This is a genomic window from Fibrivirga algicola (assembly GCF_011742925.1).
Classification (GTDB): domain Bacteria; phylum Bacteroidota; class Bacteroidia; order Cytophagales; family Spirosomataceae; genus Fibrella; species Fibrella algicola.
Map to the genome: position 1 here is coordinate 200,436 of NZ_WAEL01000003.1, position 26,430 is coordinate 226,865.

General features: G+C 49.5%; 20 protein-coding genes and 4 tRNA genes. 4 read left to right on the forward strand and 20 right to left on the reverse strand.

All coding sequences use genetic code 11. The annotated features are described in order from the left end of the window. The first annotated feature begins 5 nt into the window (after nt 1–5). Nucleotides 6–1,556, forward strand: a complete 1,551-nt coding sequence (locus F7231_RS09345; protein ID WP_085410802.1) for a SusD/RagB family nutrient-binding outer membrane lipoprotein — start codon at nt 6–8, stop codon at nt 1,554–1,556. A 31-nt stretch (nt 1,557–1,587) separates the two neighbouring features. After that, nucleotides 1,588–2,349, forward strand: coding sequence for a DUF4397 domain-containing protein (locus tag F7231_RS09350; RefSeq protein WP_166691718.1), 762 nt, complete (start codon nt 1,588–1,590; stop codon nt 2,347–2,349). A gap of 76 nt (nt 2,350–2,425) precedes the next feature. On the opposite strand, the gene F7231_RS09355 is transcribed toward F7231_RS09350, so the two are convergent. From F7231_RS09355 to surE, 3 genes are all read right to left on the reverse strand, one after another. Further along, nucleotides 2,426–4,366 (reverse strand): M1 family metallopeptidase, encoded by a 1,941-nt coding sequence (locus F7231_RS09355; RefSeq protein WP_166691719.1) that lies wholly within the window; start codon nt 4,364–4,366, stop codon nt 2,426–2,428. A gap of 99 nt (nt 4,367–4,465) precedes the next feature. Next, nucleotides 4,466–6,013, reverse strand: a complete 1,548-nt coding sequence (locus F7231_RS09360) for a GH3 family acyl-acid amido synthetase (protein WP_166691720.1) — start codon at nt 6,011–6,013, stop codon at nt 4,466–4,468. 96 nt (nt 6,014–6,109) lie between these two features. Further along, nucleotides 6,110–6,883, reverse strand: a complete 774-nt coding sequence (surE, locus tag F7231_RS09365) for a 5'/3'-nucleotidase SurE (RefSeq protein WP_085410806.1) — start codon at nt 6,881–6,883, stop codon at nt 6,110–6,112. A gap of 174 nt (nt 6,884–7,057) precedes the next feature. On the opposite strand from surE, the gene F7231_RS09370 reads away from it, so the two are divergent. Continuing rightward, entirely contained in the window at nt 7,058–7,765 is a 708-nt protein-coding gene (locus F7231_RS09370; protein ID WP_166691721.1) for a sulfite oxidase-like oxidoreductase, read from the forward strand. A 554-nt stretch (nt 7,766–8,319) separates the two neighbouring features. On the opposite strand, the gene F7231_RS09375 is transcribed toward F7231_RS09370, so the two are convergent. Continuing rightward, entirely contained in the window at nt 8,320–8,802 is a 483-nt protein-coding gene (locus F7231_RS09375; RefSeq protein ID WP_166691722.1) for a GAF domain-containing protein, read from the reverse strand. A gap of 337 nt (nt 8,803–9,139) precedes the next feature. Between F7231_RS09375 and F7231_RS09380 the strand changes: the two genes are divergently transcribed. Then, entirely contained in the window at nt 9,140–10,123 is a 984-nt protein-coding gene (locus F7231_RS09380) for a GlxA family transcriptional regulator (protein WP_166691723.1), read from the forward strand. Nucleotides 10,124–10,187: 64 nt separating this feature from the next. Here F7231_RS09380 and rpoC read toward each other — a convergent pair whose 3' ends face one another. From rpoC to F7231_RS09460, 16 genes are all read right to left on the reverse strand, one after another. Continuing rightward, on the reverse strand, nt 10,188–14,534 hold the full coding sequence (rpoC, locus tag F7231_RS09385) for a DNA-directed RNA polymerase subunit beta' (RefSeq protein ID WP_166691724.1): 4,347 nt from the start codon (nt 14,532–14,534) through the stop codon (nt 10,188–10,190). Between the two features lie 137 nt (nt 14,535–14,671). Continuing rightward, on the reverse strand, nt 14,672–18,541 hold the full coding sequence (gene rpoB / locus F7231_RS09390; protein WP_166691725.1) for a DNA-directed RNA polymerase subunit beta: 3,870 nt from the start codon (nt 18,539–18,541) through the stop codon (nt 14,672–14,674). Between the two features lie 221 nt (nt 18,542–18,762). After that, a complete protein-coding gene (gene rplL, locus F7231_RS09395; RefSeq protein ID WP_085410811.1) occupies nt 18,763–19,143 on the reverse strand; it encodes a 50S ribosomal protein L7/L12 in 381 nt (126 codons plus the stop codon). A 55-nt stretch (nt 19,144–19,198) separates the two neighbouring features. Continuing rightward, entirely contained in the window at nt 19,199–19,729 is a 531-nt protein-coding gene (gene rplJ, locus F7231_RS09400) for a 50S ribosomal protein L10 (RefSeq protein WP_085410812.1), read from the reverse strand. Nucleotides 19,730–19,732: 3 nt separating this feature from the next. Further along, nucleotides 19,733–20,431 (reverse strand): 50S ribosomal protein L1, encoded by a 699-nt coding sequence (gene rplA, locus F7231_RS09405; protein WP_085410813.1) that lies wholly within the window; start codon nt 20,429–20,431, stop codon nt 19,733–19,735. Nucleotides 20,432–20,461: 30 nt separating this feature from the next. Beyond that, nucleotides 20,462–20,905: a 50S ribosomal protein L11 gene (rplK, locus tag F7231_RS09410; RefSeq protein ID WP_085410814.1), complete on the reverse strand. Its 444-nt coding sequence runs from the start codon at nt 20,903–20,905 to the stop codon at nt 20,462–20,464. A 152-nt stretch (nt 20,906–21,057) separates the two neighbouring features. Continuing rightward, the gene (gene nusG, locus F7231_RS09415) at nt 21,058–21,618 is read right to left on the reverse strand and encodes a transcription termination/antitermination protein NusG (protein WP_085410815.1); all 561 of its coding nucleotides are present in this window, start codon (nt 21,616–21,618) and stop codon (nt 21,058–21,060) included. A gap of 72 nt (nt 21,619–21,690) precedes the next feature. After that, nucleotides 21,691–21,882 (reverse strand): preprotein translocase subunit SecE, encoded by a 192-nt coding sequence (gene secE, locus F7231_RS09420; protein ID WP_085410816.1) that lies wholly within the window; start codon nt 21,880–21,882, stop codon nt 21,691–21,693. 13 nt (nt 21,883–21,895) lie between these two features. Then, a tRNA-Trp gene (locus F7231_RS09425) sits at nt 21,896–21,969 on the reverse strand. Nucleotides 21,970–22,134: 165 nt separating this feature from the next. After that, nucleotides 22,135–23,322: an elongation factor Tu gene (tuf, locus tag F7231_RS09430; RefSeq protein ID WP_085410817.1), complete on the reverse strand. Its 1,188-nt coding sequence runs from the start codon at nt 23,320–23,322 to the stop codon at nt 22,135–22,137. Nucleotides 23,323–23,441: 119 nt separating this feature from the next. Next, nucleotides 23,442–23,513, reverse strand: a tRNA-Thr gene (locus tag F7231_RS09435). Nucleotides 23,514–23,594: 81 nt separating this feature from the next. Next, nucleotides 23,595–23,667: transfer RNA gene (locus F7231_RS09440), tRNA-Gly, on the reverse strand. Nucleotides 23,668–23,681: 14 nt separating this feature from the next. Continuing rightward, a tRNA-Tyr gene (locus F7231_RS09445) sits at nt 23,682–23,767 on the reverse strand. A 168-nt stretch (nt 23,768–23,935) separates the two neighbouring features. Continuing rightward, a complete protein-coding gene (locus tag F7231_RS09450) occupies nt 23,936–24,946 on the reverse strand; it encodes a hypothetical protein (RefSeq protein ID WP_166691726.1) in 1,011 nt (336 codons plus the stop codon). Further along, nucleotides 24,946–25,773, reverse strand: a complete 828-nt coding sequence (locus tag F7231_RS09455; RefSeq protein WP_166691727.1) for a hypothetical protein — start codon at nt 25,771–25,773, stop codon at nt 24,946–24,948. Before F7231_RS09455 ends, F7231_RS09450 begins: the two co-directional genes overlap by 1 nt. Continuing rightward, nucleotides 25,754–26,344, reverse strand: a complete 591-nt coding sequence (locus tag F7231_RS09460) for an RNA polymerase sigma factor (protein ID WP_166691728.1) — start codon at nt 26,342–26,344, stop codon at nt 25,754–25,756. Before F7231_RS09460 ends, F7231_RS09455 begins: the two co-directional genes overlap by 20 nt. Between the last annotated feature and the right edge of the window lie 86 nt (nt 26,345–26,430).

Consider the following 26,430-nt stretch of genomic DNA (forward strand, 5'->3'; position numbering starts at 1 on the left):
TTCACATGAAAAATAGAACAATTAAAAGTACAGTTGCTCTGCTGCTGACCGGCCTTACGCTGAGTCTGAGTGGCTGCAACGATTACTTGGATATCAATAAAAACCCCAACAACCCTGATCAGGTGGAGGCCGCTGTATTGCTGGCTCCTATTCAAAATCAGTACGTGCTGGGTATTCAGTTCGACGCCCGGTACATGGGTTCGTACGTGCAAAACTGGCACAATGTGACGGCGGGTGTTGTTTGGGACTTATACGGCTATGCTGTGAATAGCGATGCTGGCGGTGAAATCTGGCGAAACGTGTACTGGCGAGGCGGGCGTAACACGCTCAACCTTATCGACAATGCCCAGGCCAACCAGCGCTGGGATTATGTGGGCGTAGGTCAGGTAATGCAGGCCTGGGGCTGGCAAATGCTGACCGATCAGCACGGCGAGATAATCATCAAAGAAGCGTTCGATCAGGACCCTACTAAAAATACGTTCAACTACGATTCGCAGGAGTTTGCCTACGCAGAAGTGGTGCGCCTTGCCAAGGAAGCGATCACGAACCTAAGCCGGTCAGATGGGGCTGTATCAACGGCATCCCTCGGTCGGGGCGACCGGATTTATGCCGGCGATCGACTGAAGTGGAAGAAGTTTGCCTATGGTTTGCTGGCTATCAACGCGCATCATCTCTCGAATAAGAAAAGCCTGTACAAACCCGATCAGGTGATTGCTTATGTCGATAGTGCCTTCACCAGTAACGCTGATGATGCCCAGTTTGTGTTTAACGGACTCAGCACCGCCGACGGATCATTCTTCGGCCCGCTACGGCAAAATCTGCAGTTTTATGGTCAATCTGCCTTCACGCTGCGGCTTCTCGACGGCACCGTGTTCGGCGGCGTTAAAGACCCTCGCCTGCCTGTAATGCTCGCCGCCAGTGGCGATGGTACATACCGGGGCATCACGCCTGGCCTGGGTCAGTCTACAGCAGCCAGTGTTCCGCTGACGGCTCGTGTAGTTAGCCCATGGGGAACACAGTTGGGAATCAACCCACCCGTAGGTACTACTGGGCGGTATATCTTCACCGACAAAGGCCCGTTTCCGCTAATGACCTACGCACAGTTGCAATTCATCAAAGCAGAAGCAGCCTTCATCAAAGGAGATAAAGCCACAGCGTTGGCAGCGTATCGTCGGGGTATCGAAGCCCACATGACGGCTTCGTACGTAAACATTCCGGCTACTGACCGCAACGCCTATTTAAACAACCCACTTATTGTACCAACCAACGCCGCCGATCTGAAACTGAACCAGATCATGCTGCAGAAGTACATTGCGCAGTGGGGCTGGGGTTTTCTGGAGCAGTGGGCCGATATGCGGCGCTACAACTACAGCACAGACGTGTTTACCAGCATTACGTTTCCACAGACTCTTTACGTAAACAACAATGGCCAGCTGGCTCAGCGAGTACGTCCACGCTACAACTCCGAATACGTTTGGAACGCAGAAGCCCTACGGCCTCTGGGCGGCCTTGAACTCGATTATCACACGAAACCCGTGTGGTTTGTACAACCGTAACCCGTTTTTGGGGTAAACCGATAAACTGACTATGTTCAAACACATATTATATCTTTTCTCGGCGGCAGCCCTCCTGCTGTCGTGCGAGAAAAACAGCCTTCAACTGCCCATCGATCCCATCGCGACCGGGGCACGGTTGAAACTAATCAACGCCGCCCCCGATGTGTCGAGCATCGATCTGTTTATTAATGGCGCCAAGTTCAGCGGATTCACCCCCGTGGGCGCTACAGCTACATCACCGGGTCGGGCAACGGGGCTCCCGTACAACAATACGTACCCAAGTACAGGCTCGAACTACGCGGTTGTGAAGCCGGGCGCACAGGCTATCAGCATCTCTATTCCCGCCAGTACCTCGGCTAGCAGTGCTACGGTAATTAACACGCAGACGCTGAATCTGGACGACAACAAATACTATTCGCTGTTTGTGGCTGGTGTTGGTGCGCAACCCGAGGTCTTCCTGGTCAATGATGCGTTTGAGGGCGTAGTTGACCCCAACAAGCTGTACGTACGATTCGTTAACCTGATTCCTGGTTCAGCATACGATGTGGCACTGACGACACCGAACACAACGCTGGCTTCGAATCTGGCCTACAAAGGGGTCTCTCCGTTCGTGGCGATCGATGCGATTGCCGGGCCCACCTTTGCCTTTCGCCTTCCAGGTACGGCAGCCAACATCAACACTGTGCAATTTACCAGTTCATCTTCGGGCCGGGCAATTACCGTTTTCTTACGTGGTGTAACCGGCCGTACCGGAACCCCAGCACCCAATATCAACGTATACGTGAATCGGTAATAGTCTCCGGGTTTTCTCTTACAAAAAATGCCCCTCTGGTAGCAGAGGGGCATTTTTTGTAAGAGAAAACCCGGACTTACACCAGCCAGGCTATCCATTGCATAGCGTTCTCGATCCAGAAAAGGAACTTAGCTGCGTATTTAGCTGATGGCGCCGATGATGGGCTAACGGTGTAACTGTTGTTGATCACGTTTACATCCATATACAGCTTGTGATACGGATCTACCTGCGCCCAGAGCACGCGCCCTTTTCGCCCAGCATTGAACGTACGGCTTCGCTCCTGTCCGTCCCAGAAAAGCGTTGTTTCACGGCCATCCTCAAAGTGAACCAGCACCTCCACCGGCAGTTGCATATCGCCCAATCGGTCAACGCGTATCGTAGCGGGGCTTTTATCGTGATTGTACAGGTTAACCAGTTGGTAATCGCACACGCGGTCGCCGAACAGAACCTGATCAAAAAACCAGTTCATATCCGGTCCGGACTTCTGCCCTAACCGACGGGGCACAACTTCATTCACTACATCGATAAAACTCTGGGCATTGGGGTGTTTGAACCGCCAGCGGATGAAATACGTCTGCATCACTTCGTCCATCACAGCACGCCCCACCAGACCATCGAGCGTACGCAGCCAAGTAGCCGTTTTCAGGTACGTCAACGCGCCGTAATAGCCCGCCGGCAATTCCCAGGTATTGCCATATGCCGGGCCAATGGCCGGATTGTCGAGGTGAACGTACCCATCGCGTGAGGCTTCCAGATCCCCCATCCGAAACCCGAACCAGTCAATCTGCGATTTTCCCTGACCGTAGGTTTCGTCCATGATCCGACCTTCGTAATACTGGTTAAAGCCTTCGTCGAGCCACGCTTCTTCAAACTCATTGCTGGCCAGCAGTTGCATGAAATATTGGTGCCCAAACTCATGAACCGTCACTACTTCCGGAAAGCGCATACCAGCAGGAAGACCCCACGACGTACCTGCCGTAATAAACGTGGGATATTCCATACCGCCTGCCCCCATGGCCCGCAGGGGTGGATCAACAATGGTCAAGGTCGGGTACGGATAGCGACCCAGGTACGTATCAAAATACGACAACGCCGCTTTGGCGGCATCTAGGTGGCGCTGTGCCTGATCACTGTGTTCGGGCTGCATCAATAACCGGATCGCCACCGGCACGCCCGATTTGCCTTGCCACCGACTAGTTGTGATAGAGTAGTACGGCGAGGCTGTCCAGGCGAAATCGATGACGTCGTTGGCCTGCCAGCGCGTCGTTTTTGTGCCGTCTTTATGCGTGGTCTCCCCTATTTGCTGTCCCGTTGCACCAATCACAAAGGGCGCTGGCGTTATGATGGCAATATCGTAGGTGCCGTAGTCGGCGTAAAATTCGGAGTGGGCATGAAACTGGTGACAATTCCAGCCACCCACACGACGACCCCGCATACCTGCCGGTTCATACACCCCGATTTTAGGGAACCACTGCCCCACCAGAAAGAAATCTTTGCTGAAGCCGGTGCGGGCAAATATTTTGGGTAGTTTGGCCTGAAACGCCATATCCAGCACAACCGTTTCGCCGGGAGCAACCGGGCGGCCCAGACGCACCCGGAGCACGGTGCGGTCATCGGGGTTGAACGTACCTGCCGCCTGGTCATCGGGCTGAATATACTGGCTCTGTCCAAGCAGGCTTTCGCCGGTTCGCTGGTCGCGGAGGACCGTTAGATTTGTCCAGCCAAAATTTTCGGGCTTCGACTTATCAAGTGCCTCTCCCCGTAGCTGCCCCCCCGACTCACGCATGAATGTGGAGTTGGCATCTTTGAAAGCGTTGAGGTACATGTGAAACTGCAACTCCCGAACTACCTCGGGTGAGGTGTTGCGCCACGTCAGCGTTTGCTTCCCGTCCAGCCGTTTTGTGTCCGTATTCAACCGCACGTTAATCCGGTAGTTTGCATTCCGCGGACTCAGTGGTGGCGCAAGGGCCGTGGCCAGACCAGGAATAAACAGCAATATCAAGTAGAGTGGTCGCATGGGGGGTGGGGGTAACTGTAGAGACTCATGCTCGCGTCTTAGCTCACGTCAGGAAATGTTGAATGTATTGCTTACGCCAGCTACACGCAAGCATGCGCTCTACATTTCGCTGATGAATGCCTGCCATTCGGCGATCTGGTTCTTTTTCAGGACACGCGGAAATTTGTTTTGTCCGCCCATTTTTCCGCGGGCCTCCATCCAGTTATAGAATGTTTGCGTTGGCAAAACCGTCAGAAAAATCTCTCTGAGGGCATGTTGCCGCTCAGTGGCATAGTCGTCATTCAATGCTTTGAGGTGGGTGTCGAGGCGGTCTCGAAGTTGGTCGGCATCGACAGGCCCATCGGCACCAATGTACCAGTGATGCGCAAAGAGCGGATCATGGTTGATACCCACCACTGTAAACTCCCGCACATCAATGTTCATTTCCCGCGCCGACAAGTCAACAGCTTTGTTCATGTTATCAACAGACAGATGCTCGCCGCACAGACTGAGGAAGAACTTGGTACGTCCTGTAATGATAATCTCAGCTTTCTTTTTCGAGACAAACTTGATCGTGTCGCCAATCAGATACCGCCAGGCCCCCGAACAAGTTGAAAGCAACAGCGCATACTCTTTCCCCTCTTCTACCTCATCGATCATCAGGGTTTGGGGCGTGTCGACCATAACCCCGTCGGCCGAGAAATTGGTCTCGTTGAAGGGCACAAACTCGTGAAAAATACCATTATTCAGCACCAGTTGCATGCCCGCTGCTTCCGGATGGGTCTGGTAAGCAATGAAGCCTTCCGAGGCTAGGTACGTCTCGATATACGTAATCGGGTGGGCCAGTAGCTTCTCGAAACCCAGCTTGTACGGCTCGAACGATACGCCACCATGACAGAAAACGGCCAGATTCGGCCAAATGTCATGGATGGTCTTCACCTTATAATGGGCGATAATTTTCTCCATCAGCAGCTGAATCCATGCGGGCACGCCTACCACGTACCCAATATCCCAGTCGGCGGCCTGCTGGGTAATTTCGTCGAGCTTAACGCCCCAATCACGCTCCTGCGCAATCTCAGGGCCGGGTTTATAGAATCGCTGGAACCAGAACGGAATCTGCCCGGCGGTAATACCGCTCAGGTCGCCTTCGTAGTGACCGCCCCGCATGGTCAGTTTGGTGCTTCCGCCAAGCATCAGGTAGCCTTTTTCGTAGAGTGAAGCGGGCAGATGACGGTATTTGCCCAGCGTGAGAATCTGGCGAATACTGGTCTTCTGAATGGCCTTACTCATAGCCTTCGTCACAGGAATATACTTCGACGCCGCCTCCGACGTACCTGAACTCAGGGCGAAATACTTGACTCGGCCCGGCCAGGTAATGTCTTTTTCTCCCGCCAGCGCTCGATGCCACCAGGCGTCGAAAATGGTGTTATAGTCAAAGACGGGTACGTTCTGTTTGTAGGCTTCGTAAAAAGCGCGTCCCCGTCCGAAATGCCCTTGCCGTAGTATGTCGTCAAACTTGTACTGTTGCCCAAATTCAGTGTAGCGGGCTTTCAGCAATAGCTTCAACAGGGTCTTGCGCTGCGCCCTGAATGGGTTCAGTTTTTTGCGGCGCTGCATGACGTTTGTCAGCCGTATACCGCGTTTTAGTAAGCGTCCAAGAATTGCCATTTATCAGTAACGTTAAGGGTTCTTGCTACCGCTACATCATCACATCACTTAACTCACGGAGTTGGGCGATGTGATGATGTAGCGGAAAATGGTACTCTACATTCCCCACTCACTCATGGTGGTCATGGTGTCGTAGGCAGTCAGATCGTACTGGCAGGGAACAATAGAGACATAATTCTGCCCTAACGCATACTCGTCTGTATCGGCTCCGGGATCGTTGTTCACAAATTCGCCGGCCAGCCAGAAGTAGCGACGACCGTTCGGGTCGCGGCGCTCGTCGAAAATTTCCTGCCATTTAGCGTCAGCCTGCCGGCATATTTTTATGCCCTTAAGAGGTTCCGGGCTACGGGCCGGGAAGTTCACGTTTAAAGCCACTCCCTTCTTGATGCCCCGCTCGAGCACATTCCGGGTAATAGTCAGGATAGACTCGCGGGTGTGCGAGAAGTCGGGTTCGCGCGTGTAATCGGCCAGTGAAAAACCGATTGCCGGAATACCTTCAATCGCCGCTTCAATTGCGGCCGACATTGTGCCGGAATACAGAATACTGATAGCCGAATTGCTGCCGTGGTTAATTCCGCTCACGACCAAATCGGGCGCATTATCTTTCAGGACGTGGTGTTTAGCCAGTTTTACGCAGTCGGCAGGCGTACCCGAACATTCGTAGGCGGGCAAATCCGGGAATACTGTGGTGGGATATAAGCGGAGTGGATTGGCAATGGTGATGGCATGGCCCATTCCCGATTGCGGGCTATTGGGGGCTACCACTACTACGTTGCCCAACTCCTGCATGCATTCGACTAAAAAGGCAATGCCCCGAGAGGTGATGCCATCGTCGTTGGTTACCAAAATCAGCGGTTTTTTCTCGCTCATAAGCTATGTTGATTCGTCGGGCCAAAGGTACAATGTCAGTTGGCAGAACGTTCACCGTAGCGTATTCTTAACAGGAATGTCCTGCCAGCGGTTGTCACCGATCGTTAGCCACATTCACACTTTGAGGCGAACAAGGCGACGGGCTTATTGGTTAGCAAAGAAAGGAATCCAACCATGGAATCGAACGATAAGCTGGACCGTATCGTGGAGGCTCGGATGAAGCTAAAGCGCCGGTTTGAAGACAAAATAGCACAGACACCCTCTGTAGCTGATAGTAATGACGGGCCCTTTAAACCACGCGGCAAAGGGCCAGCCAACCGGCACGGCATGCCGCAGGTGCCAATTGGGCAAACCGTGACTACCAAGTGGCCAGTGCTCGACCTGGGATATCAGCCCAACATTCCCCTCGATAAATGGCAATTGAATATTGATGGGGAAGTAAACCATCCGGTTCGTTTGAAATGGGACGACCTGATGGAATTACCGCAGGTAGAAGACACCAGCGATTTTCATTGCGTAACCACCTGGTCGCGACTCGACGTACCCTGGGTTGGCGTGCGTTTCATGGACCTTGCCGCCTTAGTTGATCCAAAAGGCACGGCTACACACGTAATGTGTTATGGCTATGATGGCTACTCAACGAATGTGTCGCTGGAAGAAGCACTGAAGCCTGATGTGTTGCTGGTTCATACAGCCGATGGACAGCCCCTGACGCTCGAACACGGCGGCCCGCTGCGCATGATTACACCGCAACTATATGCTTGGAAAGGCTCGAAATGGATTAAGCGGATTGAATTTATGAACGGCAACCGCCTCGGTTTCTGGGAAGAGCGCGGCTACTCCGATACCGCCTACCCCTGGCGGAACGATCGGTATAGTTGATAAAAAGGCGTCGACAAACGTATCCAGATTTATTTACGGGCTAAGACTTACTGTATACGTTTGAGTGAATAGGTGATAGATCCAAATTTCATAGTTAGAGAAGTTACCGACAAATTTTCGACCGTTGCAAATTCGGGCGGTGGAGGCTGAGCAATTATAGATGTACAGTTAACGGGCCCATAGTTGAAGTATAATCTGCTCTTTTTGTATACGTACCTATCAGCCTGACTACAATATGGTCCCCATATTACGCCATTTAGACTTATTGAGCCGTCTACTTCAAATTCAATCTGTCGTATGTAGTTAGGTGTCGCGTCTACTTTGTGAAGAACGTTATCATTTAAAGAACGATATTCAACTAGCTCCCAAAGTCCCAGCAGCAAATTGGCTTGCGGGTCGTCTGTTTTGCAGCCAAACAAAAGACAGATTAGCACGAGAGACACTAGTTTTTTCATCTCTGTTTATGTTTATCTAACTGCATGAGTCTTGATTTAAAATAAGCGTTGGAACCGGCCATAAATATATGAACACCAACGCTTATTTTATAAATCAATTCACTCCGATACAAATGCCTGAATGGGCTTAACTAGTCCCGGTAACTGACGCTCTATATAAGCCCGCTCATTGGGTGACCATTGGCGTGGCTGTCCAAACACACATGGCTGTAGAATGCCCCACAGTTGACCATCTGCCTGTACATGGGCATGGATCAGGGCACGATGACCAAACGTGCGCTGCTCGAAGTCACGGTTCAACACATCAGGGCCGGCTTTATCAACATCATCAACATAGACTGTAGGCTGCATATCCAGTCCGGCCCGAATAAGCGGATCTTCTTTGGGCAAGTGCGTTGTATCGGGTTGCCAGTCCGGTTGAATGGTATCGGGAATAGTTTCGTTTCGCCGCCATTGAAAGGCAGTTCGGCCCCGTTGCTGATCGGGCTGACGGATATACAGGAAACAACGGTCGACGCCCAGATAGCGACCAATTTTTTCAACAGCTTTCTGCAATGTGATCTCGGCTGTTGTCTTTGACATAGGTGTATTCATACCCCCTTAACGTAATAGGCTTTCCAGAGTTGTGTTTACCTGCGTCCAAAACAGCGATTACCTTAGTCTTGCCTCACCGGTTACGTACTCAATCAGCACAGTATCAGTCCTCGTGCTTACTACAAATTCTTCCTTATCGAACAGCGTTGATAACAACGTATGCCGGCAGTGGATTTGCTATTCGTAGGTGCAGTCAGACACGCGTGCCTTGCCACAGTATGACAGTAAAAATTAGCCTGCTATTACCTCATCTTACTAGCCGCTTACAGGTAATTCGTCCGCCAAAAAGTCGTATCTTGAACGTACCTGAAACCTCTTTAAATCAATGAAAACAATCTCGTTGCTGGTCTACGAAGATGCCGTGTTGGCTTCCATTTCCGGCGTAATTGATCTGTTAGCCGCCACGAATGGATACGCGCAGCAGATTGGCCAGCCAGTACCTTTCCGCCTTGAGTTGGTCAGTGAAAAACTGAAAAACATTCAACTCAACGTACCTGCGCTGTTCATCTGTGCCAAAACCCTCGACGAAGTTACCGACACTGATCTGATCATCGTACCCGCGTTTTACATAGAACCCGATGAAGCGATTGCTAAAAACAAGGCCCTGATCAAGTGGATTGCCACGAAGTACGCCGATGGTACTGAAATAGCCAGCTTATGCCTTGGCAGCTACTTTCTGGCCGAAGCAGGCATCTTGTCCGGCAAATCTTGCGCCTCGCATTGGAAAGCGCTCGACGATATGCAGACCCGCTACCCCGACGTGCAGGTGCTCACCGACACCGTGATGACCGACAAAGATCGGATTTATACCAGCGGCGGTGCGCTGCTCTCCTGGAACCTGATTTTATACTTGATCGAGAAGTTCTGCGGCCGCGATATGTGCATCGGCATCAGTCGAATGTTTAACATTGATCTGGACCGGGTAAGCCAATCGTATTTCGCCGTTTTCCAGGGCCAGCGTCAGCACGATGATCAGGACATCCTGAAAGCACAGACGTTCATCGAAACGAATTTTCACTTACCCATTTCCGTCGATCAGATTGCTGACCAGGCTAACATGAGCAAGCGGAATTTCATCCGCCGCTTCAAGAGTGCTACACAGAATACCCCACAGGAATACCTGCAACGGGTAAAGATCGAATCAGCGAAGAAGGCCCTCGAAAAAGACCGCGACGACGTTAGCTCGATCATGTATGATGTAGGCTATAACGATGTGAAAACCTTCCGTAAAGTCTTCAAACAGATAACCGGCCTTACTCCGCAGGATTATCGCCGGAAGTATAACCGGGAGATTGTAACAACTGCGTAGCTAAACATAAAAGGCCAACCCGTTTCCGAGTTGGCCTTTTTTATTCGCTGATAACGTACCTGAACTAGGCCGTTACTTTCTTCTTGCTCCGAGAGAATTGCTCGCGCGATTCAGTGATCGTATCAAGTTCTTCCTGCGAACCGACAATGGTATTCAGGTACTTGCGTGTACCCGTACCCGCTGGAATCAGGTGACCAACGATTACGTTCTCTTTCAAACCTTCCAGGTTGTCCTGCTTACCCCGAATTGAGGCTTCGCTCAACACCTTGGTCGTTTCCTGGAACGAAGCCGCCGAGATGAAGCTGTCAGTACCCAGCGACGCCTGCGTAATACCTTGCAGGATTGGCTGTGATACGGCAGTCATGGCATCACGAACAGTTACGATCTTCATGTCACGACGTTTCAGGCTCGAATTCTCATCGCGCAGACGACGGGCCGAAATGATCTGACCAGGCTTCAGATTCTCTGAGTCACCCGCGTCAGTTACCACTTTAGCGTCCATCATCTTGTCGTTTTCCTGACGGAACAACCACTTGTCGACAACCTGATTTTCGAGGAAGTTGGTATCGCCTGAATCAGTGATCTCAACTTTCTGCATCATCTGCCGAACGATCGACTCAATGTGCTTATCGTTGATTTTTACACCCTGCAAGCGGTATACTTCCTGAATCTCGTTTACGAGGTATTCCTGAACAGCCGTTGGGCCTTTGATAGACAGGATGTCGCTTGGCGTAATGGCTCCGTCAGACAGCGGCGAACCGGCCTTCACAAAGTCATTATCCTGCACCAGGATAAACTTGGCCAGGGGCACCATGTACTTCTTACGAGTACCGTCTTTCGACTCGATGAAAATCTCACGGTTACCACGCTTGATAGCACCATAGGTTACAACACCATCGATTTCCGATACAACCGCCGGGTTCGACGGGTTACGGGCTTCAAACAGTTCAGTTACCCGTGGCAGACCGCCCGTAATATCGCGGGTTTTACCCACGTTGCGCGGAATCTTCGCCAGCGGCTGACCAGCTACGATCGACTGACCTGACTTCACAACCAGACGTGAACCAACAGGCAGGTTGTAGCCTTTCTCGGTAGTATCGTCAAGCAGTGTAGTTGTACCCGTTACGATGATCGATGGGTTTTTCGCCTTATCACGAGTTTCGATGATAACCATCTCCTGGAAGCCGGTTTGCTCATCGAATTCTTCGCGGTATGTGATTGCTTCTTCAATAGCATCGAACGATACTTTACCAGTCAATTCTGACAGGATGACAGCGTTATAGGGATCCCAGACGCACAACTCGGCGCCCTTCTTCACTACATCACCTTCTTTCACCCGCAGAAAGGCACCGTATGGTACGTTGTTGCTGATGAAGACAATGTTCGGGTTGGTTGGATCTACGATCTTCACTTCACCTGAACGACCCATCACCACCGTCTGCGGATTACCTTCGTTATCCTGTGAAGCTACTGTCCGCATTTCCTCGAACTGAACAACACCGTCAAACTTAGCCCGCAATGACGCATCTACCGCGATGTTCGAAGCCGTACCACCTACGTGGAATGTACGAAGTGTTAACTGCGTACCTGGTTCACCAATCGACTGAGAGGCAATAACACCCACTGCTTCACCGATATCAACCATACGACCTGTTGCCAGGTTACGGCCGTAGCATTTGGCGCAAACGCCCTGCTTGGCTTCGCAAGTCAATACTGAACGAATTTCTACGGTTTCGATGCTCGTCTCATCAATGATGGCGGCAATCTCTTCCGTAATCAGTTCACCATTTGCGATAAGCAGCAGTGGCTCCCCGTTTTCGTTTTTCTTCAGCGGGTCGTATATATCGTGTACCGAGGTACGTCCCAGAATCCGTTCCGACAGCGGTTCAACAACGTCTTCGTTGTCTTTCAGCGCCGACGTTTGGATACCGCGAAGGGTACCACAGTCAACTTCACTGATGATAACGTCCTGCGCAACGTCGTGGAGACGACGAGTCAGGTAACCGGCATCAGCCGTTTTCAAGGCAGTATCGGCAAGACCTTTACGGGCACCGTGCGTCGAGATAAAGTACTCCAATACGTCGAGACCTTCTTTGAAGTTCGACAGAATCGGGTTTTCAATGATCTCACCAACTGACCCCTGCAGGTTTTTCTGTGGCTTGGCCATCAGACCCCGCATACCACCCAGCTGACGAATCTGCTCACGAGAACCACGGGCTCCTGAGTGCATCATCATGTAGATGGAGTTGAAGCCCTGCTGATCCGCTTCCAGTTGCTTCATCAGCGTCTCGGTCACGCGTGAGTTCACACGTGTCCAGATGTCGATGACCTGGTTGTAACGCTCGTTTTCCGTGATCAGGCCCATCAGGTAGTTATCCCAAACAGCCTGTACGTCTTTCTTCGCGTCGTCAACAAGCGCCTGCTTTTCATCAGGAATCTTGATATCGCTCAAACCGATCGACAAACCACCTTTGAAGGCTTGCTGGAAACCAAGTTCTTTGATGTTATCAAGGAATTCTGCGGTTTTGGCAACACCCGAGATCTTGAAGATCAGGGCGATGATTTGCTGCAGTTTTTTCTTGGTCAACAGTTCGTTGATGAACCCGACTTCAGTTGGCACAAACTGGTTGAAGATAACGCGACCAGCAACTGTTTCGATAATTTTCGATTCCAGTTCACCATCTTCGGTCCGTACGTTAACCCGGCACTTGATGTTGGCATGCTTCGATAGTTTGCCTTCATTCACCGCGATCACAACTTCCTCAGCACCGTAGAAGGTCATGCCTTCGCCAGCGATTGGGTAATCTTCGGTTGTCCTCCGACCTTTTGTTACGTAATACAGGCCCAACACCATGTCTTGCGACGGTACCGTAATCGGGGCGCCGTTGGCAGGGTTCAGGATGTTGTGCGAGGCCAGCATCAGCAGTGAGGCTTCCAGAACGGCTTCCTGTCCCAGTGGAACGTGAACAGCCATTTGGTCACCGTCAAAGTCAGCGTTGAAGGCCGTTGTTACCAAGGGGTGAAGCTGAATGGCTTTACCTTCGATCAACTTCGGCTGGAACGCCTGAATACCCAGACGGTGCAGCGTTGGAGCCCGGTTCAGCAGTACAGGGTGCCCTTTCAGTACGTTTTCCAGAATGTCCCAGATAACAGGGTCTTTACGGTCAACAATCTTCTTGGCAGACTTCACCGTTTTCACAATACCGCGCTCGATGAGCTTACGGATAATGAATGGTTTGAATAGCTCGGCGGCCATGTCTTTCGGCAGACCACATTCGTGCATCTTCAATTCAGGACCTACCACGATAACCGAACGACCTGAATAGTCGACACGCTTACCAAGTAAGTTCTGACGGAACCGTCCCTGCTTACCTTTCAGCATGTCAGAGAGTGATTTCAGCGCCCGGTTACCTTCTGAACGTACTGCGTTTACTTTACGCGAGTTATCGAACAGCGAGTCAACGGCTTCCTGAAGCATACGCTTCTCATTACGCAGAATTACCTCTGGCGCTTTGATCTCGATCAGACGCTTCAGACGGTTGTTCCGGATGATTACGCGGCGATACAGATCATTCAGGTCAGACGTTGCGAAACGACCACCATCAAGGGGTACAAGCGGACGAAGTTCGGGTGGAATAACCGGCACCATGCGAATCACCATCCACTCGGGACGGTTCTCTACACGACCATTTGCTTCACGGAACGCTTCAACCACTTTCAACCGCTTCAAGGCTTCAGCTTTACGCTGCTGCGATGTATCGGTTGCGGCTGAGTGACGCAGGCTGAACGATAGCTCATCCAACTGCACACGTGAAAGCAACATCTCCAACGCATCAGCCCCCATCTTCGCGATGAATTTATTTGGGTCTTTATCGTCGAGGTGCTGGTTCGTTGCAGGCAATTTGTCGATGATATCAAGATACTCGTCTTCCGTTAAGAAATCGAGTTCATTGATACCGTCAGCAGCTTTTACGCCAGATTGAACAACAACGTACCGTTCGTAGTAGATAATTTGATCCAGCTTCTTGGTCGACAGGCCAAGCAAGTAACCGATTTTGTTTGGAAGGCTACGGAAGTACCAGATGTGCGCTACAGGAACCACCAGTTCGATGTGTCCCATACGCTCACGACGTACCTTTTTCTCCGTTACTTCTACACCGCAACGATCGCAGATAATGCCTTTATAGCGAATCCGCTTGTATTTGCCGCAGTGGCACTCCCAGTCTTTCACCGGACCGAAAATCCGCTCACAGAACAACCCGCCCATTTCAGGCTTGTAGGTCCGGTAATTGATCGTTTCAGGTTGGGTGACCTCACCGTATGAACTCTCCAGAATTGACTCGGGCGATGCCAGGCTGATCGTTACGCTCTGGAAGTCGCTGTTGAGTTTCTTGTTCTTCTTAAAAGACATCTGTTGGAGATTATATAGTTGAAATGCGTTTTAAACTTCAAGGGTCAAGCTCCAAGTATCAAACGCACTGCTATCAACCTTTGATCAGCGAGCAGCCCCATTTGATACTTGAAGCCTGAAACTTCAAACCTAAAACTTTACTCTAAAGTAATTTCAAGTGCCAGACCGCGCAACTCGTGAACGAGTACGTTGAATGATTCTGGAATATTCGGCTTTGGCATGTTCTCGCCTTTTACAATAGCCTCATATGCTTTTGCACGGCCTACTACGTCATCTGATTTAACAGTCAGGATTTCTTGCAGGATATTCGATGCTCCGAAAGCTTCCAACGCCCACACTTCCATCTCGCCAAACCGCTGACCGCCGAACTGTGCTTTACCACCCAGCGGCTGCTGCGTAATAAGCGAGTAGGGTCCGATCGAACGGGCGTGCATCTTGTCGTCAACAAGGTGACCGAGTTTCAACATGTAGATGATACCCACTGTCACTTTCTGATCAAAACGCTCACCCGACAGACCATTGTACAGGTACGTCCGGCCAAACTCGGGCAATCCTGCCTCTGTCAGTTCGTCAGATACCTGCTGCTCCGTTGCACCGTCGAAAATCGGCGTTGCGTACTTCCGGTTCAGTTTCTGACCGGCCCAGGCCAATACTGTTTCATAGATCTGACCAATGTTCATCCGGGATGGTACACCCAGTGGGTTCAGAACGATATCAACGGGTGTTCCATCTTCAAGGAATGGCATGTCTTCATCACGAACGATACGGGCTACTACCCCCTTGTTTCCGTGACGACCAGCCATCTTATCACCTACTTTCAGCTTACGCTTCTTGGCGATATAGACTTTGGCCAGTTTAACGATACCCGCTGGCAGCTCATCACCCACTTCGAGGGTGAAACGCTCCCGCTTGAAACGGCCTGAGATCTCGTTCCGGCGTGTGTTGTAGTTCTTAACCAGTTTCACCAGCAACGCGTTGGTTGCTTCGTCTTCGGTCCAGTTCTCCAACACCAGGTCAGCCATCAGGTTCACCTCTTCCGGTACCGAATAGCCACTTTCGTCGCGATACGGGTTTTTGTCCGGGAACAGGTTATCCGTAATATTTTTCCGGTTGAACTTCGTGCCCTTGCTGATGATCTCATCACCAAACCGGTGCTTAACGCCCTGGCTGGTTTTGCCATCCAGCAGTTCGACCAACTTGTCGATGCCGCGAGTACGGAACGCAACCAGGTCACGACCATACTTCTTCATCAGCACCTTCAATTCCTCCTTATGCTTGCCACGGTCTTCTTTCGACGGACGTGAGAACAATTTGGTATCGATAACAACGCCTTTCAATGAAGGTGGTGCCTTTTTAGAGGCATCCTTCACATCACCGGCTTTGTCACCGAAGATGGCACGGAGTAGTTTCTCTTCCGGTGTCGGATCGCTCTCGCCTTTCGGTGTAATCTTACCAATAAGGATATCGCCTTCTTTCACTTCAGTACCTACGCGGACGATACCGTTCTCATCCAGGTTACGAACGGTTTCCTCCGATACGTTTGGAATTTCTGAGGTTAATTCCTCTTCACCCCGCTTCGTATCACGTACCTCCAGTTCAAACTCCTCAATGTGGATCGACGTAAAGATGTCTTCGCGCACAACACGCTCAGAAATTACGATAGCATCCTCGAAGTTATAGCCCTGCCATGGCATAAAGGCAACCTTCATGTTACGACCCAGCGCCAGTTCTCCTTTCTGCGTAGCGTAGCCTTCGCAAAGCACATCACCTTTCTTCACCTTCTGGTTTTTCAACACAACAGGCTTTAAGTTGATGCAGGTATCCTGATTAGTCCGGCGGAACTTGATCAGGTTATACGTTTTGATGTCTTCATCGAACGTAACCAGACCCGTGTCTTTATCCAGATTGTAGCGAACTACAATTTTGGTTGAGTCAACAAAGTCAATTATACCATCCGTTTCTGCAATAACCAATGCACGCGAGTCAACGGCAACACGTCCTTCCAGACCAGTGCCCACGATTGGGGCCTCCGGACGGAGAAGTGGTACAGCCTGACGTTGCATGTTCGATCCCATCAGGGCACGGTTAGCATCATCATGTTCCAGGAACGGAATCATCGACGCAGCCACCGATACAATCTGGTTAGGCGCAATATCCATGAATGACACGCTCGATGGCTCCGAAATTGGGAAGTCACCTTCGAAACGCGCTTTCAATCGGTCTACTTTAAAATTCCCCTTCGCATCAAGCGCCGAGCTGGCCTGCGCAATGTAATGGGTATCTTCTTCTTCAGCCGTCAGGTACATCACTGGCTTATCAGGTACCTTACCGTTTTCTACAATCCGGTATGGCGTTTCGATGAAACCCATGCTGTTTACTTTCGCAAATACGCAAAGCGACGAAATCAGACCGATGTTTGGTCCTTCAGGCGTCTCGATCGTACACAACCGACCGTAGTGGGTGTAGTGTACGTCACGTACTTCAAAACCTGCCCGTTCCCGCGACAGACCACCTGGCCCGAGTGCCGACATGCGACGCTTGTGCGTCACTTCGGCCAGCGGATTCGTCTGGTCCATAAACTGCGATAACTGGTTTGTACCGAAGAACGAGTTGATCACCGAAGACAGCGTACGCGCATTGATCAGATCAACCGGTTTGAAGTCTTCGTTATCTCGTACGTTCATCCGCTCTTTAATAGTTCGGGCCATACGAGCCAGACCAACACCAAACTGGGCGTATAACTGCTCACCTACGGTACGTACCCGGCGGTTGCTCAAGTGGTCAATATCATCGACAACCGCTTTCGCATTGATCAAACCGATCAGGTACTTCACAATCGACACGATATCCTGAGTAGTCAATACCTTCGTATCAAGTGCTACTTCAAGACCCAGCTTCTTATTAATCCGGTACCGGCCTACGTCGCCCAGGTCATACCGTTTATCAGAGAAGAACAGACTTTGAATGACTTCACGGGCCGACTGTTCATCAGGTGCCTCTGTATTCCGAAGCTGGCGATAGATTTGCTCTACGGCTTCTTTCTCAGAGTTTGAACTGTCTTTCTGAAGTGTGTTATAAATGATATTGTAATCAGCCACATTCATATCCTCCTTATGCAGGATGACTGATTTCTGACCTGACTCTGTAATCGTATCAATATCTTCAGCGCCAATTACCGAGTCCCGCTCCAGCAACACTTCGTTACGGCTGATCGAAACTACCTCACCGGTATCCTCATCAACGAAGTCTTCTGTCCAGGTACGTAGCACCCGTGCTGCTAACCGACGACCAATTGCCTTTTTCAAGCTGGCCGGTGTTGCATTTATCTCTTCTGACAGACCGAACAGATCCAGAATGTCTTTGTCGGAGCCAAAACCGATTGCCCGTAACAGCGTCGTAACCGGGAATTTCTTCTTCCGGTCAATATAGGCGTACATGACATTATTAACGTCCGTCGAGAACTCTATCCATGAGCCCTTAAACGGAATGATCCGAGCGGAATACAGCTTCGTTCCGTTAGTGTGTTTGCTCATTGAGAAGAACACACCTGGTGACCGGTGTAACTGCGAAACAATGACACGTTCAGCTCCGTTTATCACAAACGACGCTTTTGCAGTCATATAAGGGATGTTACCCAAGAATACTTCCTGCTCGATTGTCTCAAAATCCTCGTTATCGGGATCACTGTTCGACAGACGAAGCTTAGCTTTGAGGGGCACTGAGTAAGTCAATCCCCGATCGATACACTCATCGACCGAATATTTTGGGGGATCAACAGAATAATCGATAAATTCCAGCTTGAAATTCTCGCGGGAGTCAGAGATCGGGAAATTTTCCTGAAATACCTTGTACAGTCCTTCCTGCGAACGGCTGTCTGAAGGAGTATCCAACTGGAAAAAGTCGCGGAATGATTTCAGTTGAATATCCAGAAAGTCAGGGTATTCAAGTACTGGCTGAATCGTCGCAAAGTTCTTGCGTGTGTTGGTGTTTTTAGCGTTTGTAGCCAAGGCTCTTCTGCGTTTAGTTGAGCGACTGATTCTATACTAAGACGCCCTTTTGCCTTACGAAAATCTGGTAACGTAAATAAAAGGGCGTAAAAAAGCAACACCGTCCGGTAAAAAATAGTTTTTACGGACGACGTATATAGATAAAAAGTCTCCAAGCGGAAAAAGACCTGACGTGCAGCCAGGCCTCTTTCCGCTTGGAGTATCGTAGAACGACAGTATGCTTACTTAACTTCTACTTCAGCACCAGCTTCTTCCAGTTGCTTGCGCAGGGCTTCAGCTTCGTCTTTCGCTACACCTTCTTTAACAGGCTTAGGAGCACCATCTACCAGTTCTTTAGCCTCTTTCAGGCCCAGACCTGTCAGGTCTTTCACCAGTTTCACAACGGCCAGCTTGCTGGCACCTGCCGACTTAAGAATAACGTCGAATGACGTTTTCTCAACAGGCGCTGCAGCAGCTTCGCCACCGCCGCCACCAGCTACCATTACTGGAGCTGCAGCTGCAGGTTCGATGCCGTACTCATCTTTCAGGATAGCAGCCAGCTCGTTTACTTCTTTAACCGTCAGGTTTACAAGCTGCTCAGCGAACGCTTTCAAATCTGCCATTTTTGTATTGGAAATTAAGTTGTTACAAGATTGATTGAAAAAATGATTGTCGGGCTTAGTTTTCTTCGCGCTCCGACAGCGTTTTCAGGATACCAGCCAGTTTGCCACCACCACTCGTGAGCGCAGATACCACGTTCTTGGCAGGTGATTGCAACAGACCAATAATATCGCCGATGAGTTCGGTACGGCTCTTCAGGTTGATGAGCGTATCTAATTGATCAGCACCAACGAATAGGCTGTAGTCAACTGAAGCACCCTTCAATTGCAGTTTCTTGTTGGTTTTACGGAAGTCTTTAATCAGTTGAGCAGCTGCTTTACCGTTTTCTGGGTGAAACATAACACCTGAAAATCCTTTAAGCACCTCATCGAATGATGAATAATCCGTATTCTCTACCGTTTCGAGCGCCTTTTTGATCAAGGTGTTCTTCACTACTACGTATTCGATTCCCCGTTCGAAGCAGAGACGACGTAAATCGTTGGTCTCAGCTACCGACATGCCGCTGGCATCGGTAATGTAGAAATACGGAATAGACTGGAACTTCTGACTCAGGTCGTCAATGATCGCGCCTTTTTCTTCTCTTGTCATCGTTTACAGTCCGGCAACGGTTGCTTTATCAATACTAACACTAGGACTCATCGTGCTTGACAAATAGATCGTCTGCACGTAGGTTCCTTTTGATGAAGAAGGCTTCAGACGTACCAGCGTAGAAATTACTTCCTGCGCATTCTCAGCCAATTTCTCAGGACTGAATGATACTTTACCAATGCTGGTGTGAATGATACCGGTTTTGTCAACTTTGAAGTCAATCTTACCAGCTTTCACCTCCTTCACCGCTTTACCTACTTCTAGCGTAACCGTACCCGATTTAGGGTTCGGCATCAGACCACGTGGTCCTAAAACGCGACCCAGACGACCAACTTTAGCCATTACTGTCGGCATCGTGATAATCACGTCTACGTCAGTCCAGCCTTGTTCAATTTTCTGAATGTAATCGTCTAAGCCTACATAATCTGCACCAGCTTCTTTCGCTTCAGCTTCCTTGTCAGGAGAGCAAAGTACCAGAACCCGTACCGTTTTACCTGTGCCGTGTGGCAATGTAGCCACACCCCGAACCATTTGATCTGCTTTACGCGGATCAACGCCCAGACGCACGTCGATGTCTACAGAAGCGTCGAATTTGGTATATGAAATCTCTTTCAGGATTTCAGCAGCCTTTTCGAGTGAGTACACCTGCGTAGCATCATACTTCGCCTGCGCTTCTTTTTGTTTCTTTGTCAACTTTGCCATGATGTCGTTAAGATGCCTAAGGCAAGTTTGCTAATTATCCCAAGGGGCTACACCTGAAACTGTGATACCCATGCTACGAGCCGTCCCGGCGATCATCTTCATGGCTGATTCAACCGTGAAGCAATTCAGATCGGGCATTTTCGTCTCAGCGATGGTTTTCACCTGATCCCAGCTAACCGAACCAACTTTGTTCCGGTTTGGCTGTGCTGATCCACCTTTCAGTTTAGCAGCTTCCATCAGCATAATTGGTGCAGGCGGGGTCTTGATGACGAAGTCGAACGACTTGTCTTTATAGTACGTAATCAGTACCGGCAAGACCATGCCCATCTTATCCTGCGTACGGCCATTGAACTGCTTGCAGAACTCCATGATATTCAAACCCTTGGAACCCAGCGCAGGACCGATCGGAGGCGACGGGTTGGCTTGGCCACCCTTTACCTGCAACTTAACGTAGCCAGCTACTTCTTTTGCCATTGTTAATACTTATTTACAAGTCATGTGCAGCAAACTCGTTGCCAAATCAGTGTCATACCTGACATAACACTCACTAACTGCCAGCGGACTGGTTGGTTGCCCGGTGTCTCGATGGGAAGCATCGACCCATGGGCGTGAGCACTAACGATTTGTTAGTTCTCTTTATCTACTTGTGCGTAACTCAATTCAACAGGTGTACTCCGACCAAAAATTTTCACAACTACGTTTAGCTTCTTTCGATCGTCGAACACTTCTTCCACTGTGCCAATGAAACCGCTAAATGGTCCATCGACTACTTTCACTGACTCGCCTTTCAGATACGCGATAGTTGGCGTTGCGGCCTCCTGCGTTTCTTCTTCTACTTTACCTAAAATGCGATTAACTTCAGCTTCCCGGAGTGGAACGGGAATTTTTGAGTTTCCAGAGCCTGTATTGCCTAGAAAACCAATAACGCCTGGCATCGTAGTGATAAGTGCCAGCGCGCGCGCATTAGACAGATCAGCCGAGATCAGGATGTAGCCTGGAAAGAACGATTTCTCGCGAATACGTTTCTTACCATTTCGCATCTCATATACCTTCTCAGATGGAATCAATACCTGGGGTATGATCTCCATGAGTTGTTGCCGATGGATTTCGTTATCCAGATACGATTTTATTTTCTTCTCCTGCCCTGAAACGGCGCGGATAACGTACCAATTGATACCGTTGACCATACGTAAAAGCTGTTTGTCTGTTTGCTTGTCTGTTTGTTGAATCTTATAACAAACGAACGGCCAAACAACGAGTTAGAATGACTGGTAGAACAAATTCAGGCCGTTCTCGAACAAATAGTCGATCAGGCCGACCATAAGCGCGAAAATCAGTGAAGCGATCAGTACCAGTGATGAGCTAGCCTGTAAGTCACTGAACTTAGGCCAGGTCACATTGTGCTGAACTTCTTCCCAAGAATGTTTGAGGAAGGTGGTTACCTTTTCCATCGTTTGTCAAGATTGGCACGGGTGGAGAGATTCGAACTCCCATCAACGGTTTTGGAGACCGCTATTCTACCCTTGAACTACACCCGTGTATACTTACCTGAACATTAGCTGACATTTACCAGAATCAATCTGGTCAACTTTTGCTCAGCACCGAAGTCAGGGCTTCTGATTTCGGACTGCAAAGATCGTAAAAAGAGATCAAAAAACAAGTGCATCCCTGCAGAGAGATGCACTTGTTTAAAAATCAATCAATTAGTCGAGAATTTCGGTCACCTGACCGGCACCTACCGTACGACCACCTTCGCGGATAGCGAAACGAAGACCTTTCTCCATAGCGATCTTGCTGATTAGGGTCACCTCGATAGTGATGTTATCACCAGGCATTACCATCTCAACACCAGCTGGCAGAACGATTTCACCCGTTACGTCAGTGGTACGGAAGTAGAACTGAGGGCGGTACTTGTTGAAGAATGGCGTGTGACGGCCACCTTCTTCTTTCGACAGTACGTATACCTCGGCTTTGAATTTAGCGTGTGGGGTTACTGAACCTGGCTTGCAAATAACCATACCACGACGGATATCAGTTTTTTCAATACCACGGAGCAGCAGACCTACGTTATCACCAGCTTCGCCACGGTCCAGAATTTTCCGGAACATTTCAACACCAGTTACAACTGATTTCAGGTTTTCAGCACCCATACCCAGGATCTCAACAGGCTCGCCTGAGTTGATCACGCCACGCTCGATACGACCTGTAGCTACTGTGCCACGACCTGTGATCGAGAAAACGTCTTCCACGGGCATCAGGAACGGCAGATCCGTCATACGTGGAGGCAGAGGAATGAATGAGTCAACGGCATCCATCAATTCTTCGATGGTACCAACCCACTTAGCATCGCCATTCAGACCACCCAGAGCAGAACCCTGAATAACTGGAATGTTGTCGCCATCAAATTGGTAGAAGCTCAACAGTTCGCGGATTTCCATCTCAACGAGCTCAAGCAGTTCTGGGTCATCCACCATGTCGACTTTGTTCATAAAGACAACAAGTTGGGGTACACCTACCTGACGAGCTAACAGGATGTGCTCACGAGTCTGTGGCATTGGGCCATCAGTTGCGGCAACTACTAAGATAGCACCGTCCATCTGAGCGGCACCCGTTACCATGTTCTTCACATAGTCAGCGTGGCCTGGGCAGTCAACGTGTGCGTAGTGACGGTTAGCCGTCGCATATTCTACGTGTGAGGTGTTGATCGTGATACCACGCTCTTTTTCCTCGGGGGCATTATCGATCGACGAGAAGTCCCGCATTGCCGCCAGACCTTTCCCGGCGAGTACTTTCGTAATTGCTGCCGTCAGCGTCGTCTTGCCGTGGTCAACGTGACCAATCGTACCGATGTTGACGTGCGGTTTCGAGCGGTCAAAATTCTCCTTTGCCATGTCTAAAAACGCTTTAGTTAACTATAGTTAGTGTTAGTTGATTTGCCCTTACGCAAAAAGTGCTCTTTTCAGAGCACCTTATCAAAGCCGCCTCAACAGAGCAACATCTGGCAGCTTAGAGCCTTCTATCGGATTTGAACCGACGACCTCTTCCTTACCAAGGAAGTGCTCTACCACTGAGCTAAGAAGGCAAGTACAGTGTAATCGAAAAGAAACCAGATTGAACTTGACGAGTTAGATCAAATGCAAAGCCAGTTCCAGGTACGTCGTTGAGCGGGAGACGAGGTTCGAACTCGCGACCTATAGCTTGGAAGGCTATCGCTCTACCAGCTGAGCTACTCCCGCTTACTTTACTTAAATGGTGGGGAGTGGAGGATTCGAACCTCCGAAGGCGTACGCCAGCAGATTTACAGTCTGATCCATTTGGCCACTCTGGAAACTCCCCAAGTCAATCTAAAAAGAACAATGCCCGCCCTGCTTCTCAGTTTGGAGTTGCAAAATTACACGGTTTTTATCCTTTGTCAACAACCTGGCTAAAAAATCTTTTCTCTTTCGCATAAGTAAGCCTCACCAGCGTACACTAATGAGGCTTACTCGCTTGTATTTTTCTTTGCTAAATCGTTATGCCAAAGCTTAATGGATGTACCGTAGGCCCTCTTCCATCCTGGAAGCTGGTATTTAGATTATATTTTACAAAGAAGTTGAAGTTGGCCAATCCAATGGTACCCTGGACACCATATTGGAGATTATTTAAGTAAAAACCAGCGTGGTCGTGAAACTTGTCGCCATTCTCCTGTTTGATTTTCGTATAGCTGTCGATTCGGTAGCCTACGAAGCCGCCGAAGCCAATGTTGAATGCACGTTTTTTACTACTGTTGTAGAACGAAAATTGCGGCATCACAGGAATTTCCAGATTGCAAACCGTGAGTTTACTTTTAGTGAGTGGTGTTGGGTAAGGGTCAAACAAAACAGCATCAGGTCCCCTACGTACTACAACTCCCTCCTGAAACATGAAGTTATTCCAGGCAACCTGAAGGCCATAGCGGATACCAAGTTTGAATCGGCTGGTTCGTACAATTGCCGGATTCTGAGTGGCACTGATGGCAAAGTAGCGCGATCCTAGAGGATCTAGCTCATAGGAGTTCCCTCCAAAAGTTTGTACACCCGGGCCACCCGCCCAAGTATTTAAGCCAAGGTGAAAATCAGTGTTTACCTTCCAATTATTGCGGCTCGAATTGGTTTCTCTTCTGACTTTGTATACGCGTGTGCCATCTTTTTTGTAGATGTCTGTTGTGTCTGATCCATCACTTTTTACGGTTACTGTAACTTTTCCTTTGGACTTCTGTACTACAACGAGCGTATCATTAGTCACCAAGTAGCCTTGGCCACTAGTGGCATCAATTGCGTATACTTGCCCTTCAGGCACAGAATCCAGCTTAGTGACCATATCGCGAACAATGCGATTAAGGTCATATCTAGTAATTCCTTTCAGCTGATCTTTAGTAGGCGCATAAACTGCAATGCGCCCTTTTGTGCCAAATCGGATAATGAGAGAGTCTGCCGGCGCACATATAGCACACAGTGAACTTAGGAGCAGAAAGGCGGATAGGAGGAGCGTTTTCATTATTCTAGTGTTGTTTCATTCTTTAAACTTTCTTTCACTTCGTTGAAGACGCGGCCGAATCGAGTCTTCTGACTGGGTTGATCAGTCGCTGATGAAGCATTTGCCATCACTTCGCCATTTTTCAACTGTTTTAATTTTCCAAATAGTCCTGTCAAGCCATTTGCATGAGCTTTAGGATCGGCTGTCGTTTCTTCTCTGGTAAGTCCCAGTGTTCTTTCAACCTGTGGTTCAGCAATAGTCAACACAATAGTCCGCTCAACCGCTTTCTTTCTAGTAGAAATCTGATCGACACTAATAGCAGCAGTTGGGGCCGCAGCCAGTACTGGCTTATCCGTGGGCTGTTGAATTTCTAGTGGTTTAATTCCGGTTGCCTGCTCAGTAGACTTACGCGCCATTATCGGAGCGTCTTCGACAGCCCTCCTTTTGTTTACCTGTTTATCTTCTTCGTAATCTGGGTACGTTGCGGCCACTCCACTCACGTTGCTGTCGGTTACACCCCCACTGGTATGTGGTAATGAGGTAACCGTACGGGCAGTTGGCCTTGTCTCAACTTTTGCGTTGAGCTCCGTTTTCGCCGGTAACTGTTTTTTTGTTAGTGATTCGCTTATCTGTTCTTCTGACTTTTCTGTCGCTATTAAGAACCAAATCACTGTTACCACAGAAGCCGCGTATCCTACATACCACCACATTCCAACTGGCCGACGGCGGACTGGTAAAGGCTTAGCACCTAAACGATGTTGCAGCTGATTATAAACATCGGGGCTAACAGGCGCTTCAGCCTCACGCAACTTTCGGGCAAAGAGATCATCAACTGGCTGCTTTTCCATATATCGATGCCGATTTACTATCGGCTTCAAGCGTTCTGACTTTTTGTTGTAACAAGGCTCTTGCCCGCGACAGTTGCGACTTAGAGGTTCCCTCACTTATACCCGTTAAGGCAGCAATCTCAGCGTGTGAATATCCTTCGATGGCGTAGAGGTTAAATACAGTTCGATAACCGTCGGGAAGTTGAGCGACCAAGCGAAGCAGATCGTCTGTCTGAAGATTTTCATCTGCCCATTGGTAGTCCGGCTCCTCTACTACATTGTCAATTGGTATTTCCTTACGTAGTGACTTATTTTTCCTGAGAAACATCAATGACTCCGTAACCATAATTCGGCGTACCCAGCCTTCAAAACTCCCTTCATTTCTATACTGACTTACCCGTTCAAATACACGCATAAACGATTCAATCAGTACATCCTCTGCGTCGGCCTGATTGGCAACGTACCTAAGGCACACAGCCATCATCTTGGTTGCATAGCGCTCATATGTAATCTTTTGCGCACGTGCCTCTCCCCGTTGCAACGCAACTACCAATTGACTTTCCGACAGGTAGTATGGGATAGAGAGAGCCATTATCTACTTCATTTACAAGCAAGATGCATTTCCCCTTATTCAGGTTGCATGCAAACTAAAAATCCCGACCTGTATAGATCGGGATT